The organism is Pseudomaricurvus sp. (assembly GCF_965662505.1).
In the GTDB taxonomy this organism is placed as follows: domain Bacteria; phylum Pseudomonadota; class Gammaproteobacteria; order Pseudomonadales; family Cellvibrionaceae; genus Pseudomaricurvus.
In genome coordinates this window covers 1-17,161 of the sequence record NZ_CBFIHX010000079.1, presented here as the reverse complement: position 1 = coordinate 17,161, position 17,161 = coordinate 1, and the positions used below count along the sequence as shown (strand labels likewise).

Here is a 17,161-nt window from a genome sequence, read left to right as displayed (position 1 = left end):
GGGTTGTTGCAGGCGATGGCCATAGCGTTCCGCCAACCAGGCAATGGCAAATAACAACCCGCTATAGAGGCACACCAGTACCAGAATTGGCTGGCTATCCATCTCGGCTATTCATCTCAATTTTCCATCACGATCATTGGTCTCTATTATTCGTATTGTTCATTCATCCTGCCATTTCTGTACGACACGGCCTCAGAGAATAGAATCAGCGGACAAAAAAAATGGCTACACCCGCCATGGAGTGTAACCATTTTTATCAAGCAGGCCTATTCGACCTAGGTAGCAGCAGCTTCCGCCACTGTCTTATACGACTTTCACCACAATCCCAGATTAAGAAGCCTGCTTTTCCATGCTGAGCCGCTCGCCATCCACCCGCACATAGATGGTGTCGCCGGGAGCAAACTTGCCGGACAACACATCCTGCGCCAGCGGGTTTTCCAGATACTGCTGAATCGCCCGCTTCAGAGGACGCGCACCGTAGACCGGATCAAAACCGGCTTCGGCCAGCAGATCCAGAGCGGCATCATCAATATCCAGCGACAGATCGCGATCCGCCAAACGCTTGCGCAACAGATCCAGCTGAATGCTGGCAATGCCACGAATCTGTGCCTGACCCAGTGGGTGGAACACCACCACTTCGTCGATACGGTTAATAAACTCCGGACGGAAGTGATTGCCAACCACTTCCATCACAGCAGACTTCATGGCTTCGTAGCGGTTTTCGTTGTCGTTGAAATCCGCAGAGGCATTGAAGTCCGAACTGTCGCTATCCGTCTGATCAAAACTGATGGTATCGAACGAGCGATTGCGGGAGATATCCTGAATCACATCGGAACCCAGGTTCGAGGTCATCACCACCACCGTATTGCGGAAATCCACCGTGCGCCCCTGACCATCAGTCAGGCGGCCATCTTCCAGCACCTGCAACAGAATGTTGAACACATCCGGATGCGCTTTTTCTACCTCATCCAGTAACAACACAGAATAGGGTTTGCGACGCACCGCTTCGGTCAGATAGCCACCTTCTTCGTATCCCACATAACCAGGAGGCGCACCTATCAGACGAGCCACCGAGTGCTTCTCCATAAATTCGGACATATCAATCCGCACCATGGCGTCCTGACTGTCGAACAAAAACTCCGCCAGCGTTTTACACAGTTCGGTTTTACCCACGCCGGTTGGACCGAGGAATAAAAACGAGCCGTTAGGACGATTAGGATCGGACAAGCCTGCACGAGAACGACGTACGGCATTGGAAACCGCCACCACCGCTTCGCTCTGCCCAATGACCTTATCGTGCAGCACTTCTTCCATCCGCAGCAGCTTTTCCCGCTCGCCTTCCAGCATTTTGCTCACCGGAATACCCGTCCACTTGGAAACTACTTCGGCAATTTCTTCTTCGGTGACATTGTTGCGCAGCAGCTGCATGTCGATCATCTCGACCTGACTGGCCAGATCCAGCTGCTTTTCCAACTCGGGAATGATGCCGTACTGCAGCTCGGACATGCGACCCAGATCACCGGCACGATGGGCAGACTCCAGATCCAGTCGCGCCTGTTCCAGATTCGCCTTGATCTCCACTGAACCGTGCAGGGCGGCTTTCTCCGCGCGCCAGATTTCTTCCAGATCGGCGTACTCACGCTCGTTTTTCTCAATGTCATCATTGAGCAACGCCAGCTGTTTCTTGGCCGCGTCAGTGTCGTCTTTCTTCACCGCTTCCCGCTCGATTTTTAACTGGATCAAACGGCGCTCCAAACGGTCCAGCTCTTCCGGCTTGGAATCGATTTCCATACGAATGCGACTGCCCGCTTCATCGATCAGGTCGATGGCTTTGTCCGGCAGTTGACGATCGGTGATGTAACGTTGCGACAGTTTTGCCGCCGCAATAATCGCCGAGTCGGTGATGTCGACGCCGTGGTGAACCTCGTAGCGCTCTTTCAAACCACGCAGGATCGCAATGGTGTCTTCTTCTGTGGGCTCATCCACCAGCACCTTCTGGAAACGACGTTCCAGTGCGGCATCTTTTTCAATGTACTGACGATATTCATCCAGTGTGGTTGCGCCCACACAATGCAATTCGCCACGCGCCAAGGCGGGCTTCAGCATATTACCGGCATCCATGGAGCCCTCGGCTTTACCCGCGCCCACCATGGTGTGGATTTCGTCAATAAACAGAATGACCTGCCCTTCCTGTTTGGACAATTCGTTGAGCACAGACTTGAGACGCTCTTCGAAATCGCCACGGAATTTGGCACCGGCCAGCAAGGCCCCCAAATCCAGAGACAGCAGGCGCTTGCTTTTCAGACCTTCTGGCACCTCGCCGTTAACGATGCGCTGCGCCAAGCCTTCAACGATGGCGGTTTTACCGACGCCCGGCTCACCGATCAGGACTGGATTGTTTTTGGTACGGCGCTGCAATACCTGAATGGTGCGGCGAATTTCGTCGTCACGACCAATAACCGGATCCAGCTTGCCCGCTTCGGCGCGCTCGGTCAGATCAATGGTGTATTTATCCAGCGCCTGACGATTGCCTTCGGCATCCGGATTGTTGACCGATTCCCCACCGCGCACTTTGGCAATGGCCTGATCCAGCTTTTTCGCGTCGCCATACTGTTTCAGTAATTTGCCCAGCGCACTGTTGCTGTCGGACATGGCCGCCTGCAACACACACTCACTGGAGATATAGGCGTCGCCATTGTCCTGAGCTTTCTTGTCCGCCAGATTCAACAGGCGTCCCAGTTCCGCCGACATCTGCACATCACCCGTGGGAGTTTGTACTTTCGCCAGATTATCCAGCGCAATGGCCAGGCCGTTGCGCAGACCCGCCATATCGAAACCGGCCTGCTTTAAAAGAGGCAACACCGCGCCGCCCTGATGATCGAGCATGGCCAGCAACAGGTGCGTGGGTTCCAGTTGGGTATGATCACGTCCGACGGCCAATGACTGAGCATCGGACATGGCCACTTGCAGTTGATTGGTTAAACGATCAATACGCATGATTTTCCTCAATTACGGTGATGGCGCGTCAGTCGCACCGGTTCCGCTATTCCATCGAAAGGTTACACGCTTCAGGGATTAGGCCCAGTCAGCGCATGGGCGTGTCGTCAGTTACGAACTATAGACACTCGCCGGAGGAGTTTCCGGACTCTGAAAAGAAAATGGGGGCGCGGACAGGGAAATCAAGACAATCGCGCAAAAATATAGGACAAAAAAGCCAAAATAACGGCTTTATACCCCAGAAATGAGACTACAGAAGCCAGATTGCAGAGGCCATCCGACCGGTCCGGGCCTCGCGGCGATAAGAGTAAAAACGCTGATCGTCGTCGAACGTGCAGAAAGATCCACCAAAAACACGCTCAACGCCAATCTCGCTCAATTCAGCGCGCGCCAACTGATAGAGGTCAGCGTGAAACTTCATGGGTTTGGCCAAACTGGGGAGAAACGCAGCCGAGATGGACTCGCAGTGCTCGGGACTGAGCGCGGTTTCAAAAAAGCCTTCCAGTACGTCGATACCCACCTCGAAGTGTGGCTGACTGATGGCAGGCCCCAGATACACCAGCACATCGCTCATGGCGCAGGTAAATTGCGACAGCGCCTCCCGCACGATGCCACCCGCCAGACTTCGCCAGCCCGCGTGCACTGCCGCCACCTGAGTGCCGGCGCGGTCACACAACAGAATCGGCAGGCAATCCGCCGTCATCACCACACAGGCCAACCCCGACTGACGACTGATACAGCCATCTGCGGTTCGCACCAGCCCGTCGGCCTGAGCATCCACCACTTTCACGCCGTGCACCTGCTCCAGCCACTGCGGCTCCAGGCTCAATCCTACTTGCTCGCACAAGTGATTGCGGTTGAGCTGCACGGTTTGAGGATCATCCCCCACATGCAAAGCCAGGTTATTGCTGTCAAACGGCGCAGGACTGCTGCCCCCCTCACGGGTGGTGATCACAGCCCGCACGTTCTCCGGCGCAGGCCAATCGGGGCAAATCAGAGAGAGGGGCAGAGAGGGAGACAACACGGACACCTATTATCCTTCCGCCAGCAGACGCAGCAATTGGGTCATGTCGTCCGGACGAGGCGCCTGCCACTCCATATATTCGTCCGTCGCCGGGTGAATCAACCCCAACTGAGCCGCGTGCAATGCCTGGCGACCAAAACCCTTGAGCATCTCTAACAATTCTGAAGAAGCCTGTTTCGGAATTTTCATGCGTCCAGCGTAAGTGGGATCGCCCACCAGCGGATAGCCAACATGGGCCATGTGCACACGAATCTGGTGAGTGCGGCCGGTTTCCAGCTTCAAGCGGATGTGGGTATGCGCCGTAAAACGCTTGATTACGCGATAGTGAGTAATCGCTTCCTTACCGCCAAACTCAACCACAGCCATCTTCTGGCGCTGGCGAGGATGGCGAGCCATGGGCGCATCCACCTTGCCGCCACCGGTCATCACGCCGGGCACGATGGCTTCGTATTCACGGCTGACCGTGCGCTCCTGCAGCTGCGCCACCAGATCGGTGTGCGACTCCAGCGTCTTGGCCACCACCATCAAACCGGTGGTGTCTTTATCCAGACGATGGACAATTCCAGCGCGCGGTACATTGATGAGGTCGGGGCAATGAAACAGCAAGCCGTTCAGCAGTGTGCCTGTGCGATTTCCCGCAGCCGGATGTACCACCAACCCCGCGGGCTTGTTGACCACCAAAATATGATCATCCTCATAGATGATATCCAGCGCAATCTCTTCGGCTTCCCAGTCACCCTGTTCTTCCTGTTCGGCGAGTAATCTCAGCTCCTCACCGCCCAGCACTTTATCCTTGGGCTTGGCAGACTTACCGTCTATGGTCAGCGCAGAGGATTTGATCCAGGTCTGGATGCGGGAGCGGGAATAACCGGGGAAAAGCTCTGCCGCCGCAAAATCCAGCCGCGATCCGATCATTTCTGCGGGTACCGTCGCGGTTAATTCAAGTGTTTCTGCCATAAAATACTGCCTAATGTCAGGCCGGAGCCTGAATACTGAAGAATGGATGCTGACACAACGTTTCACACAGACATTTCACACAGACAACGGCTCATACAGAGAGTCTCAGCGCCATTGCGCTGAACTCACCCGGAAATCTGCGGTCGAACTCTGACCACCTGACTTGAGCCATCCAGCCTGGACCACCCGACCCAGACCTTGAGCATCAGACGGCCCAGGACAACCCGCCGACGACAGCCCCTGCCGACGCGAATGTCCGAAACGGCAAGAAGTCATGAGCAAGAACTCATGAGAAGCGGCGAGAAGTCATGAAAAGCGTAATAAAATCAGCCGCTTTCCGCCCTCGTCGCTTTGGTCTGAGTGCTCTCTGTGGTTAAATACGTGAGCTAAATACGTGTTTCCCAGCTGAACTGGGTAGTTTAAACAAGCTCCGGTGAATAATCATTCAATAATCACCCGACATGCCAACTGAGTTGACTGACCTATGCGAGCCCGTCTCATTTTGATTGTAGCCAGTGTTATTTTACTGGCCGCCTGTTCTTCACAAGAAGATCAGGGTCCGAAGTACACCACCGAAAAAGATTTCTACGAAGCCGCCCAACGGCAGCTCGACAGCAGCCAATGGGAAACCGCCATTGATAACCTGCAAGCTCTGGAAGCCAACTTTCCGTTCGGCACCTACGCCGAGCAAGCTCAGCTGGAGCTGATCTACGCCTATTATCGCAATTTTGAGCACGAAGCCTCATCCGCTGCCGCCGATCGTTTTATCCGCTTGCACCCGCAACACCGCAATGTGGATTACGCCTATTACATGAAAGGCCTGTCCTCTTTCACGGAAGGCAGCGGCATGTTTGAACGCTTTTTGCCGACCGATCTGACCAAGCGCGATCCCGGCGCAGCCCGTCAGTCGTTTGCACACTTCTCCCAGCTTCTGGCTCGCTTCCCCAACAGCCAGTACGCCCCCGATGCCCGCAAGCGCATGATTTACCTGCGCAACCTGCTGGCTCGCTACGAAATTCACGTCGCCAACTACTACATGAAGCGCGGCGCCTTTGTTGCTGCCGCCAATCGCGGACGCTATGTGGTGGAGAACTTCCAGCAGGCACCCGCCGTGCCTGACGCTCTGGCGGTGATGGTACAAAGTTACCACTCCCTGCATATGAACGATCTGTCCACCAATGCATTGGCGACCCTAAAAGCCAACTACCCGAACCACCCTGCGTTCGACAGCGATGGCAACTTTAACTATCAGCACAGTGGCCGCCTCGGTGATCGCTCCTGGGTCAGTTACGCCACCTTCGGCCTGTTCGACAAAAAAGACCCTCCGGGCTTCGACAGTCGCGAGCTGTATAACCCCGAATACATCAAAAACAATCAGGCCATGAACGATGTGGTTGAGCCGAGCGGTGAGACATCTTCAACCGCCAATGCCGAGGAAGATCGCTCCTGGCTCAACTGGCTGACCTTCGGTCTGATCGGCTAAATCCGCCAGAAAACACACATCAGTGTCTGCAAAAAAGCGCCTTTGGGCGCTTTTTTTATGCCTCTATCAAATGATCTACCCGCCACACTTCAAACGTAAAGTTTTTATAACCTCGTTGTAATGGTCTGACAGCGCCCTTATATCTGTATACATCCACATGTTTTTAAATAAAGAGCCACCACCAGAAGTCACCCATGACACACCGCGCTACCGCCAAGACCACACGATTCAAATTTCCACGGACACTCGTCCAGTGGTTGTTGATTCCTCTGTTGTGCTTAGCCGGCCCCACAACAGCTGACACCCGTATAGGTGCCCTCGATCAGCTGCCTAAAGCCAGTGTTGCAACACCTGACCACCTCAATACGGTTCAGGAGCAAAGCGACCAGTGGGATCTGGATGCCCTGAACCCCACTTCCCACTCAAACACCCCCACTAACAGCCGCACATTCATCACGGCTACCGATAGCGGTCACAAACCCCAGGTGCTGACCGCATTTATTCCCCGAGCCCCACCCCAACTCACTCCGAAGACTCGCATTTTTGTATTTTGACGCTTAACTATTGATATACGTATTTAAATTCTCCTGCGGGAGAGACTTTCGGAGATAACTATGAAAATCGGAACCCTATCGCCTGTCAGCAGCTTAACCAACCGCCTGAACCTGCGTGAGCACTCCCACCCTGAGGTGACCCTGTCCAGCCCTGCCATCAAGGTCTTCTTGGATTACGACGTGTTTCAACCCCGCTCGCTGGCACCCGGTGTGAGTGTGGATGATGCCAGTACCGCCATGAAGCACAGCCACACCAATCTGAAACTGATTGCCGATCGCGACAACTACCTGCTGGGCGTGATCAGCGTGAGAGACATCAACAGCGTGAAGGTGCTGTCCACCGCCTCCGCCATGGGCGTTGCTCGCGAGGACTTGTCAGTTAAAGATGTGATGACCCCTGTTTCACAGCTGAAATACATCAAACGTGACACTCTGGACAAAGCCACTGTTGGAGACCTTGTGGATTCGCTGGAGCATGAGAAACAACGCTTTTTGGTGGTCATTGACAGCAACGAAGACCTCTGTGGCCTGATCTGCGCGGATGAAATTGCCCGTCTGCTGGGCAAACAACTGGACACCCAGCCCGTCGCACACGACTTTACGGAAGTTTTCAGCGCCCTGAGGAAATAACCTTCACAACACCCAGTAAGGCCGTACCTGAATCGGAACGGCCTTATTACGTGTTGCTTCTGTTTTACCCAGATCCTGCCTCTTCCGCACACTGCCCCCCCCCTGAAATCCAGCCATAGCTCTTGATTCAGCCATAGCCCCAACCATAGTCCTTGCCCTGCCCTAACCATAGCCCTTGACATGGATCAACAAACCTTTAATACTTTCAGAAATTTCTGAAAGTATTAAAGGTTTGTGATGACACTCTCTGACAGCAGCCTGGCACTGGTGCTACATTTCGGCGAAATGGGCAGTCGCTGGGGATTTAACCGCACCGTAGGTCAGATTCTTGCACTGCTCACCATTCACCCTGATCCACTCAATGCAGACCATCTGGCGGAAGCGCTGCACATCAGTCGCGGCAATGTCAGCATGGGGCTGAAAGAACTGCAGGCCTGGCGACTGATCGAACGACAGCATCAGCCGGGGGATCGCAAAGAATACTTCACCCAGGCCGGCTCCATTTGGGATATGGCCCGCATTGTTTTCGAGGAGCGCCGCAAACGCGAACTCGACCCGACACTTTCTCTTTTGCGCCAACAACTTTTGAGCGCTAACGAAGACAGCAAGGATGACTATACTCAAGCCAAGATGCAGGAAATCCACGACCTGCTGGAGCAGCTCAACACGTTTGCCAACGCTCTCCACGACATGGAACCTGAGCGCCTGAAACTGCTCATGAGTATGGGCACCGGTGCCAGTAAAGTGCTGAGCTTTTTTCAAGATGGAACAGGCGGCAAAAAGAAATCATCGCCTTCTTAAGCCAATTCACGCCGATCTCGCACAGTTGATCATCTGATTTTGCACATCGTCAGGTGTGCATTACACATCGCCACTCCGTTCACGTCGTACAGCCTACAAGAGGTATCAACATGCTGGACACGCTTATGCTTTCACGCGTGCAATTCGCGGCTAATATCAGCTTTCATATATTATTCCCCACCATCACCATTGCACTCTGCTGGATCATCTTCTTCTTTAAGCTGCGTTACGACCAAACCCAAAACCCGGTCTGGATGAGGGCCTACCGCTTCTGGATCAAAATTTTCGCCCTGACGTTTGCTCTGGGTGTCGTCAGCGGCATCACCATGTCGTTTCAATTTGGCACCAACTGGCCGGGCTTTATGGAAACCGTCGGCAACATCGCCGGCCCCTTGCTCGGCTATGAAGTGTTGACCGCGTTTTTTCTGGAAGCCACTTTTCTCGGTATCATGCTGTTCGGTATCAATCGCGTTCCCAGCAAAGTTCACACGTTTGCTGCACTGATGGTGGCCATCGGCACAACTCTGTCGGCCTTCTGGATTTTGGCACTGAACTCCTGGATGCACACCCCCACCGGCTACGAGATGATCGACGGGGTTGCCCATGTCACCAGCTGGTGGGAGGTGATTTTCAACCCGTCGTTCCCCTATCGTCTGTCGCACATGCTGGTCGCCTCCGGTCTGACCGCATCGTTCTTTGTTGCCGGCATCTCCGCTTACCGAATCCGTCTTGGCGACACCAAAAAGGCGCCGCGGCTTGCCCTAAAAACCGGTCTGCTGATTGCCGCCGTACTGGCCCCCATTCAGGCGTTTATCGGTGACGCACACGGACTCAACACTCTGGAACATCAGCCCGCCAAAATCGCTGCGATCGAAGGTATCTGGAACACGGAAGAAGGTGTCCCCCTGTTGTTGTTTGCGGTGCCCGATGAAGAGGAAAAAACCAATCATTTCGCCATCGGTATTCCCAAGGTCGCCAGTCTGATTTTGACTCACGATCTCGACGGTGAACTGCAGGGCCTGAATGAATTCGAAGGCCAGCACCCTCCGGTGGCTCCGGCGTTTTATGGCTTCCGTATTATGGTCGGCATCGGCTTACTGATGTGGCTGATCGCCTGGGTCGCCAGCTATCAATTGCGCGGTGGACGCGAGGCCTCACCTCTGCTGTTGCGCATTGTCGGCTTTATGACCTTTTCCGGCTGGGCGAGCACACTGGCTGGCTGGTATGTGACGGAAACAGGGCGCCAACCCTGGCTGGTCACCGGCGTACTGAAAACCGTCGACGCCGTAACTCCGGTGCCGGCCAGCCACGTCGGTGTATCTCTGACAATGTATCTGCTGGTCTACGCTTTTCTGTTATGGGCCTATATTCACACACTCCGCCTGATGGCTCGTAAGTCCGTTACCGTGGAAGAGTTTGAAACCACTACCCGTTCCAGAGACGGCAGCCTCAACGCTGAACTGGATCTGGACACCTCATCTGCCACGCTCGACAGCACCACTCATAACGACAAAGGGGTAAACTCATGATGGACGCACACACACTGCCCATTATTTTTGTCGGGCTTATGGGCCTGGCGATTGTCGTATACGCCATGCTCGACGGTTACGATCTCGGGGTCGGTATCCTGCTGCCCTTGAAGGATGATGTGGAAGCCCACCGGGATACCATGATCGCCTCTATTGGTCCCTTCTGGGACGCCAATGAAACCTGGCTGGTACTGGCCGTGGGCTTGCTGCTGATCGCATTTCCCGCCGCGCACAGTGTTATTCTCACCCATTTGTACCTGCCTGCGGCGATTATGTTGATTGGCTTAATCATGCGCGGCGTGGCCTTCGACTTTCGCGCCAAGGCCGCCATCGACCACAAGCGCGCCTGGGATCGGTGCTTTAAACTGGGCTCGTTGCTAACCACCTTCTCCCAAGGATTTATGCTTGGCATGTATGTCATGGGGTTTGAGTACAACCTGCCAAGCGTCTCCTTTGCCATCTTATCGGCCTTCGGTGTAACCGCTGCCTACAGCTACATTGGTGGTGCCTGGCTGATTATGAAAACCGAAGGCGTGCTGCAGCAACAGGCCGTTCGCTGGACACGCCTCAGTGGCCGCGCGACCTTTGTCGGGGTGATTGCCGTGTCTGCGGTCAACCCGATGGTGAACCCTGGTGTTTTCAGTCGCTGGTTTGAATACCCGCTGGTGATGTTCGCTCTGCTGATTCCTGCGCTGTGTTTTTTCGCGTTTATTTTTAACGACATTCTGCTGGCACGCCTGCCCAAGGACAAAGATCGCCACTGCTGGCTGCCGTTTGTTATGGTGATTGCCATTTTTATCCTGTGCTTTAGCGCATTAGGATTCAGTTTCTTTCCGGAGATCGTCCCCGGTCAGATGACCATTTGGGAAGCGGCCAGCGCACCCAAGTCATTGCGGTTTATTCTGTGGGGCGCCATTGTGGTGATACCGGTGATTCTGATGTACACCGCCTTTTCTTATAAAATATTCCACGGCAAAGCCACAGAACTGCATTATCACTGAATACCCCATCAACCAAAATCCTTGAGCTATTTGTCAAAGAAAAGACTAAAAGCCTGCTTTTGGTCTTTTCTTATTACAAGCGCCAGCTCTGAAACTTGTTCGACACCGTTTTCTCAGCTTTTTTTCGACGAGTGCCGCTATTCCGTCTAGAGTTAATCGTAATGTCCCTGATCATGAGCCCATCAGAGATAGACGAAGCAACAAGACGCTGCTATGCGGAAAAATGCGCCGCAGTAAAATCCACATTGTTAATGTTGATGAATACTCTCATGAAAGTTGAATCTACGGCAGAGAACCGCCACAACTCAGCCCCCACCAGTTTTCTCGACGACGTTTTGCAGGGTCTGACCAGCAAACAAAAATACCTTCATTCAAAGTATTTCTACGATGAATATGGCGACCGTCTTTTTCAACAAATCATGGCCTGTCCCGATTATTACCTGACACGCTGTGAACTGGATGTCTTTCAAAACAAGACCTCCGAGCTAGCGTTCCCCATACAGGCACCGGGCACACCCTTTGACCTGATTGAATTGGGAGCAGGTGATGCCACCAAAACTTTTTATTTATTGCACCATTTACTGGAAGCAGATCCTGCATTCACTTATAAACCGATTGATATTTCCGGTCATATTCTTTCGGTGTTAAAACAACATCTTGGGGAAAAACTGCCCGCCCTCAAGGTTCAACCCCATGAAGGGGACTACTTTGATGCACTGAAACGTATTTGCCAACAATCTTCCCGGCGCAAGGTAGTGCTGTTTCTCGGCTCCAATATCGGCAATATGCAGCCAGAAGAGTCCACTGAATTCTGCAAACGCCTCTCCAGTCTGCTCAGCCCAGGAGATCTGGCGATTGTGGGCTTTGATCTTAAAAAAAACCCGAAAACGATACTCCACGCTTACGATGATAAAGATGGACTGACAAGTGAGTTCAACCTGAACCTGCTGCGTCGAATCAATACTCAACTCAACGGCGATATTGACCTGGATCAGTTCGAGCACTTTCAGACTTACGATCCGGACAGCGGCGCCTGTCGGAGTTTTCTGATGAGCTTAACAAAGCAGACCGCGACCATTTCCGGAGAGGAAATCTCGTTCCGGGAAAACGAACCCGTCTACATGGAAGTATCGCAAAAGTACGATCGCGAGGAGATAGATGAGCTGGCGTGTGAGTCAGGCTTTAAAACAATTTCACACTGCTTTGATTCAAAACAGTGGTTTATGGATGCCGTCTGGAAAGTACAGTGATCCGGATTTCGCTATCAGAGGCGTACAGAAAGGCCAGGAAACGTGACAGCTAATACCCCTTTACTCGAACAGTATTGTCTAACGAGGTCCGTTAGCGAAGATCTCTGCGCCAATCTCAAGACAGAAGACTTTGGTGTACAGCCCATCGAACAGGTCAGTCCGCCCAAGTGGCACCTTGGTCACACCAGCTGGTTTTTCGAAACCTTTGTCCTGCAACCCCACCTCTCCGACTATCAACTGTTTGATGACCGTTATAATTTTATCTTCAACAGCTACTACGAATCTGTCGGCAGCCGAGTGGTGCGCACTGACAGAGGAAACCTGAGCCGCCCCACGGTGGAAGAGGTCTACCGTTACCGACACTACGTAGACAATGCCATGCATGTCTTATTGACTACCACCACTGCGCCAGCCGAACTGGCGGCACTGATCACCCTTGGGATTCACCATGAGCAACAACATCAGGAACTACTGATCACAGACATCAAGTACATTCTGGGACACAACCCGCTACTGCCGGCAAGCATACCGCTGACAGATCCTGATCTCACCGCTGAGAATAACTGGGTCAGCATTCCGGAAGGAGTGTATGAAATCGGACATGAACCTCGCCCTGAGGAAGATGTTCCGGCATTCAGTTTTGACAACGAACACGGCAGACATAAAGCCTATCTGCAGAACTTTCAAATTCACCAGCGAGCAGTCAGCAACAGAGAGTACCTTGAGTTTGTCCTGGCCGGAGGCTATCAGCAGTTTCAGCACTGGCACGCTGAAGGCTGGGACTGGGTCAGACAACATCAAATTCAGTCCCCACTTTACTGGCATCATTCAGACAACCAATGGCTTTGCTACACCGCTGACGGATTACAACCCCTGCCATTGGATAAAGCAGTTTGCCATGTCAGTTACTACGAAGCTGCCGCCTACGCCGCCTGGAAAGATATGCGTTTGCCCACGGAAGCCGAATGGGAAGTCGCAGCTGACCATATAAACTGGGGACAGCGTTGGGAATGGACAAACAGCGCCTATTTACCCTACCCAGGTTTTAAAAAGTCGTCGGGAGCGGTGGGTGAATATAATGGTAAATTCATGATAAACCAGATGGTGCTCAGAGGTGCTTCTATTGCCACTGCAGAAGGGCATGCCCGCAAAAGTTATCGCAACTTTTTCCACCCTGATGAACGCTGGCAATTCATGGGGATTCGGTTAGCACAATGATTTCCAGAGCTGCAATTGAGTGATAGCTAGATGAACGACTCAGCACATCAGACCGCAGGCTTGCAGGATGCTCTCCATAATTTTTCCCTGACCTCAACCTATCTTAATGGCGCCTTCATGCATCCTGTACCTGACGGTGCTGCCAAAGCCATGCAACACCATATCGAGACCCGTCAGGGCAAGACGCATGAAGACTCCGAAGCTCTGACCACCACTCAACAAGAAGCAACGGCACTGTTTGCCCAGTTGATATCAGCGGATATTGACGAACTCGCCTGGGTATCCGGCACGACTGCAGCCGAGAGCCTGATCGTCGCTGGACTGGGCTTGCTGGATCGGCAAACATTGAGCCAAAGCCGGGTCGTCACCGATGTCTTTCATTTCAGTGGTTCTCTGTTTATGTACAATGAGTTTGCCAAACAGGGATTGGATCTGCACATTGTCAAAGCCCACAACCACCGTATAGATCTGGAAGAAATTGACCGAGCACTCACGCCCGGAACCCAATTACTGGCGGTATCTCTGGTATCCAATGTGGCTGGGTTTGAACACGATTTAACATCGCTCTGTGCCCTGGCTCACGCCAAAGGCGTACTCGTATACGCTGATATTATTCAGGCAGCTGGCGCCATGCCGCTTAACCTGCACGAGACAGACGTCGACTTCGCTGCCTGCGCGACCTACAAATGGTTAATGGGCGATTACGGCGCCGGCTTTCTCTACGTGCGCCGGGATCGGCAACATTTACTGAGAAGAACTCAATCGGGATTGCATCAAGCGGCCAGCATCGATACTCACCATCTGCCCTTTGACACACCTGCTCAAGTTTTGCTGGAAACGCAAAGTAAAACCGGGATTGCGGGAAAAATGGGATCAGGCAATCTCGCTCACAGTGCAATAGTGGCCTTACGTTACTCGCTAGAGTATCTGCACCATCTGGGGCTGGAGAACATTGCTCAGTGGCGTCAACCGCTGCTGCAACAACTCCGCGACACCTTGCCCCAATATGGTTTTATTCCCATGACCCCACCAGAATCCACCTCACCCATTATTTCCTTTGCGTGTGAGAATGCTGCGGAAAAACTGAAGGATAAACTCAACGCCGCGGATATTAACATTAGCCTCTACCGTCACTACTTCCGCGTATCCCCGTCTTTCTATAACACACAGACAGATATAGACCGATTGATCCTTGCTCTGACAAACAATTAACCCCTGCCGAAGTTATTTGAAATACACAGTCTGACTCATTGCGATCACATCATTTGCTCTTCCGCTCATCTGTGCGCGTCCAGATTAAAGTACCACGCCCGGCGCTACATCACAGCTTTACCGGAACGAGCGAATCGATTGCCGCATCTGCTGTCGCTGCATTCCCATCTGACGAGCTCGATTCGCGCCGTTAAGCTGCTTCATACGCTGTTGATGAGGTGCACTTTGCATGCGCTGGTTTAGGTTGGACGGCAGATTCCGATTGCTGATGGAGGAATTCAGTCTCTCCCGATCAATTGATTGGGCTCGCTGCTGAACTTGCTGCCTATCGATAGACTGAACCTTCTGTTGAACATTTTGCCGGTCGATCGATTGCGCTTTTTGTTTGATCGCCTGCTGCTGTTCACTGGGCAGACTTTTCCAGGTATTGCCCGCCCGCTCCTGCCACTGACCATTGTCGTGTTTGAGTACATTGCCGTCCCGGTCGGCAAAGACGTTGTTGGCCTTGTCGCGACTGGCACGCGCATTCTGAAAATCATGCTTCACCTGCTCTTTGGACGCCAGACGGGTTTGGTTATCGGTATTCTTGTACAGGTTGGTCACCCGATTGTTCTGTTGAATGTTTCGCTTAAAGTTATTGGTGTTGCCAGCGACCAGCTTGTTGCCCACGTTCACTCGATTGCCGATGTTAATGTCACCGGTATTGATCACCACCGGCCCTCGATACCCACCGCCATACCAACCGCCGCAACAGGCACCCGGTCGATAACCGCCATGCCAGCCTGCACCCCAGCTCATGCCAAAGTTAAAAAAGCCGTTGCTCCAGCTCAGACCGAAGGTCCAGCCCGTCCAGGGGTTGTAACCCACATTAAGGCCCCAGGTGGGTGGCCTTGGGTAGTAAAAACCGCCGCCCCAATAGGGGGGGTAATGCCAGCCTGTGCCGTAAATGGGCACACCAAAATAAGGATAGGACCACATGTAACCGGGGGTATAGCCGACATAAACCACTTCAGGTGTGGACTCATAAATATCGACGTAGGTGATGTTGTACACCGGTGAGCTGGGCGGAATTTTGGCAATTTCGTCTTTGGGGATCTCATCCGCCACTTTCCAGGGACCGGTCGGAGTGTCAGCTTTAAACCAGACTCCGTTATCCACCGCGTAATACTTGCCCTCCACTTCGATCACTTGCGAACTGGTATTGATCGCATAGGCCACATGGGTGCCGCTGATTTTCTGAAACTTGGGCGAGCCATCGTATTCCACTCTGAAGCTGGCGTCTTTTCGACTGATAGCTGCGGTTTGTGGAACCGCTGCGTCCAGCACCGCCTCTTCCGCTTCATCCGTTCCTGCAACCGACACCCGCAGCCCCCCCAGATCAGACGCCGGAGGAATATCGGCAAAACTCTGGGGCAACTCATCGGCGCGCACAAACGTCCAGGGACCGGATTCCTGTTTGGCACGGAACCAGCGACCAGACAACAATACATACATATTGCCCGTGGCCAGTTCACGCAGCCAGGGCGTCTCCGTATTGCTCACATACATCAGCTTACCGTCCGACAGGGTTTTCCAATCGGCCTTGCCATCCGAAGAAATCAGCTCAGTGGGTTTGGTCGACACCACCACCAGCGGTGCGGTTTTCCGGTCGGGTTTATCACCTTCGGGCTTCGGAGCCATTTGCACCAGATCCGACGGCGGGTTCTGGGTTTGCTGATAAGGCCCTAACACCTTGTCGGCCTCATACCAGTAATAGCCACTGGTGAGGTAGACCTTGCGGGACTTTGTGTCTCGCACCACCGTCATCGGAGTGTTCAGCGCCCGCTCGTAAGAACTGTTATCAATAGTAGAGAACTTGGGCTCACCGTCGAAATTCAACAACACCGCCAGCTCTTGCTTAAAAATAATTTCAGGAGGGTCGTTTTTGATATCCGCCAGACTGGCTTTTTCTTTCTTGGCCGACTCCAGACTGGCGGTGAGTAAAGACAGCCCGGTTTTGAACTGAACATTCTCCAGCGCCTTGTTCACGGCAGAGATAAAACGCTGCTGTCCCGCATCCTTGGATTCTGGCCATTTCACCTTACTGACCTTGAGATTGCGCACCGTCACCTGATCTTCGCTACGATCCGTATCCAGCTTGGCAGTAAACCAGAACACCCCAAAGGTGGGGTCTTCATTTTTCAGCGTAAAGGACATGGCTGCCCGGGCACTGAGGGTGTTGCCCTCCAAGGTTTCCGGCTGTGGCTGATAGACCGTCAACGGCCCTTCACTGGTATCGACTACCTGTGGCCACTCGATAGCCTGTGCCCAGACAGGCAGTGCGATCAAAACACAAAAGAATACCTGCTTGAACAGGAGAAGCGGAGCACGGTTTTGCATTAGGGGTTCCTTGCTGGAGTTCCTGAGTAAATAACCTGTTCAGCAAGCATAGACCATGCGGCAAAGATGTCCTTTTCTGAGCGATTCGGTATCAACTCCCGGCGATACCGGCAAACTGCCCCTGGG

13 protein-coding genes are annotated in these 17,161 nt (G+C 53.1%); 9 read left to right on the top strand and 4 right to left on the bottom strand.

Features of this window, described 5'->3' with window-relative positions; translation table 11 throughout:
• Positions 1-330: 330 nt before the first annotated feature.
• The 3 genes from clpB to rluD form a co-directional block, all read right to left on the bottom strand.
• Positions 331-2,997 carry an ATP-dependent chaperone ClpB gene (clpB, locus tag ACTG33_RS11565; RefSeq protein WP_439135371.1) on the bottom strand — a complete coding sequence of 889 codons (2,667 nt, stop codon included), beginning with the start codon at positions 2,995-2,997 and terminating at the stop codon, positions 331-333.
• Positions 2,998-3,247: 250 nt separating this feature from the next.
• The gene (gene pgeF, locus ACTG33_RS11560) at positions 3,248-4,027 is read right to left on the bottom strand and encodes a peptidoglycan editing factor PgeF (protein WP_439135370.1); all 780 of its coding nucleotides are present in this window, start codon (positions 4,025-4,027) and stop codon (positions 3,248-3,250) included.
• A gap of 3 nt (positions 4,028-4,030) precedes the next feature.
• Positions 4,031-4,978 (bottom strand): 23S rRNA pseudouridine(1911/1915/1917) synthase RluD, encoded by a 948-nt coding sequence (rluD, locus tag ACTG33_RS11555; protein WP_439135369.1) that lies wholly within the window; start codon positions 4,976-4,978, stop codon positions 4,031-4,033.
• Between the two features lie 484 nt (positions 4,979-5,462).
• On the opposite strand from rluD, the gene ACTG33_RS11550 reads away from it, so the two are divergent.
• The 9 genes from ACTG33_RS11550 to ACTG33_RS11510 all read left to right on the top strand — a co-directional run bounded on the left by ACTG33_RS11550 (position 5,463) and on the right by ACTG33_RS11510 (position 14,656).
• Entirely contained in the window at positions 5,463-6,461 is a 999-nt protein-coding gene (locus ACTG33_RS11550) for an outer membrane protein assembly factor BamD (RefSeq protein ID WP_439135368.1), read from the top strand.
• A 194-nt stretch (positions 6,462-6,655) separates the two neighbouring features.
• Positions 6,656-7,015, top strand: coding sequence for a hypothetical protein (locus ACTG33_RS11545; protein ID WP_439135367.1), 360 nt, complete (start codon positions 6,656-6,658; stop codon positions 7,013-7,015).
• 60 nt (positions 7,016-7,075) lie between these two features.
• A complete protein-coding gene (locus ACTG33_RS11540; protein ID WP_439135366.1) occupies positions 7,076-7,645 on the top strand; it encodes a CBS domain-containing protein in 570 nt (189 codons plus the stop codon).
• 237 nt (positions 7,646-7,882) lie between these two features.
• Positions 7,883-8,446 carry a GbsR/MarR family transcriptional regulator gene (locus ACTG33_RS11535; RefSeq protein ID WP_439135372.1) on the top strand — a complete coding sequence of 188 codons (564 nt, stop codon included), beginning with the start codon at positions 7,883-7,885 and terminating at the stop codon, positions 8,444-8,446.
• A gap of 110 nt (positions 8,447-8,556) precedes the next feature.
• Positions 8,557-9,975 (top strand): cytochrome ubiquinol oxidase subunit I, encoded by a 1,419-nt coding sequence (locus ACTG33_RS11530; protein WP_439135365.1) that lies wholly within the window; start codon positions 8,557-8,559, stop codon positions 9,973-9,975.
• Complete coding sequence (locus tag ACTG33_RS11525; RefSeq protein WP_439135364.1) at positions 9,972-10,976, top strand: cytochrome d ubiquinol oxidase subunit II; 1,005 nt, start codon at positions 9,972-9,974, stop codon at positions 10,974-10,976. Before ACTG33_RS11530 ends, ACTG33_RS11525 begins: the two co-directional genes overlap by 4 nt.
• Before the next feature lie 269 nt (positions 10,977-11,245).
• Positions 11,246-12,226: an L-histidine N(alpha)-methyltransferase gene (locus ACTG33_RS11520; protein ID WP_439135363.1), complete on the top strand. Its 981-nt coding sequence runs from the start codon at positions 11,246-11,248 to the stop codon at positions 12,224-12,226.
• A 42-nt stretch (positions 12,227-12,268) separates the two neighbouring features.
• The gene (gene egtB, locus ACTG33_RS11515) at positions 12,269-13,444 is read left to right on the top strand and encodes an ergothioneine biosynthesis protein EgtB (RefSeq protein WP_439135362.1); all 1,176 of its coding nucleotides are present in this window, start codon (positions 12,269-12,271) and stop codon (positions 13,442-13,444) included.
• A gap of 30 nt (positions 13,445-13,474) precedes the next feature.
• A complete protein-coding gene (locus ACTG33_RS11510) occupies positions 13,475-14,656 on the top strand; it encodes an aminotransferase class V-fold PLP-dependent enzyme (protein WP_439135361.1) in 1,182 nt (393 codons plus the stop codon).
• A 117-nt stretch (positions 14,657-14,773) separates the two neighbouring features.
• Here the strand turns inward: ACTG33_RS11510 and ACTG33_RS11505 are convergent, their stop codons facing one another.
• Complete coding sequence (locus ACTG33_RS11505; protein WP_439135360.1) at positions 14,774-17,035, bottom strand: carbohydrate-binding family V/XII; 2,262 nt, start codon at positions 17,033-17,035, stop codon at positions 14,774-14,776.
• Positions 17,036-17,161: the final 126 nt, after the last annotated feature.

Coding starts and splice junctions, on each gene's coding strand:
- ACTG33_RS11525 (WP_439135364.1), top strand. CDS start 9,972: ATGATGGACGCACACACACTGCCCATTATTTTTGTCGGGCTTATGGGC.
- clpB (WP_439135371.1), bottom strand. CDS start 2,997: ATGCGTATTGATCGTTTAACCAATCAACTGCAAGTGGCCATGTCCGAT.
- ACTG33_RS11505 (WP_439135360.1), bottom strand. CDS start 17,035: ATGCAAAACCGTGCTCCGCTTCTCCTGTTCAAGCAGGTATTCTTTTGT.
- ACTG33_RS11535 (WP_439135372.1), top strand. CDS start 7,883: ATGACACTCTCTGACAGCAGCCTGGCACTGGTGCTACATTTCGGCGAA.
- ACTG33_RS11510 (WP_439135361.1), top strand. CDS start 13,475: ATGAACGACTCAGCACATCAGACCGCAGGCTTGCAGGATGCTCTCCAT.
- ACTG33_RS11545 (WP_439135367.1), top strand. CDS start 6,656: ATGACACACCGCGCTACCGCCAAGACCACACGATTCAAATTTCCACGG.
- rluD (WP_439135369.1), bottom strand. CDS start 4,978: ATGGCAGAAACACTTGAATTAACCGCGACGGTACCCGCAGAAATGATC.
- ACTG33_RS11520 (WP_439135363.1), top strand. CDS start 11,246: ATGAAAGTTGAATCTACGGCAGAGAACCGCCACAACTCAGCCCCCACC.
- ACTG33_RS11550 (WP_439135368.1), top strand. CDS start 5,463: ATGCGAGCCCGTCTCATTTTGATTGTAGCCAGTGTTATTTTACTGGCC.
- ACTG33_RS11530 (WP_439135365.1), top strand. CDS start 8,557: ATGCTGGACACGCTTATGCTTTCACGCGTGCAATTCGCGGCTAATATC.
- ACTG33_RS11540 (WP_439135366.1), top strand. CDS start 7,076: ATGAAAATCGGAACCCTATCGCCTGTCAGCAGCTTAACCAACCGCCTG.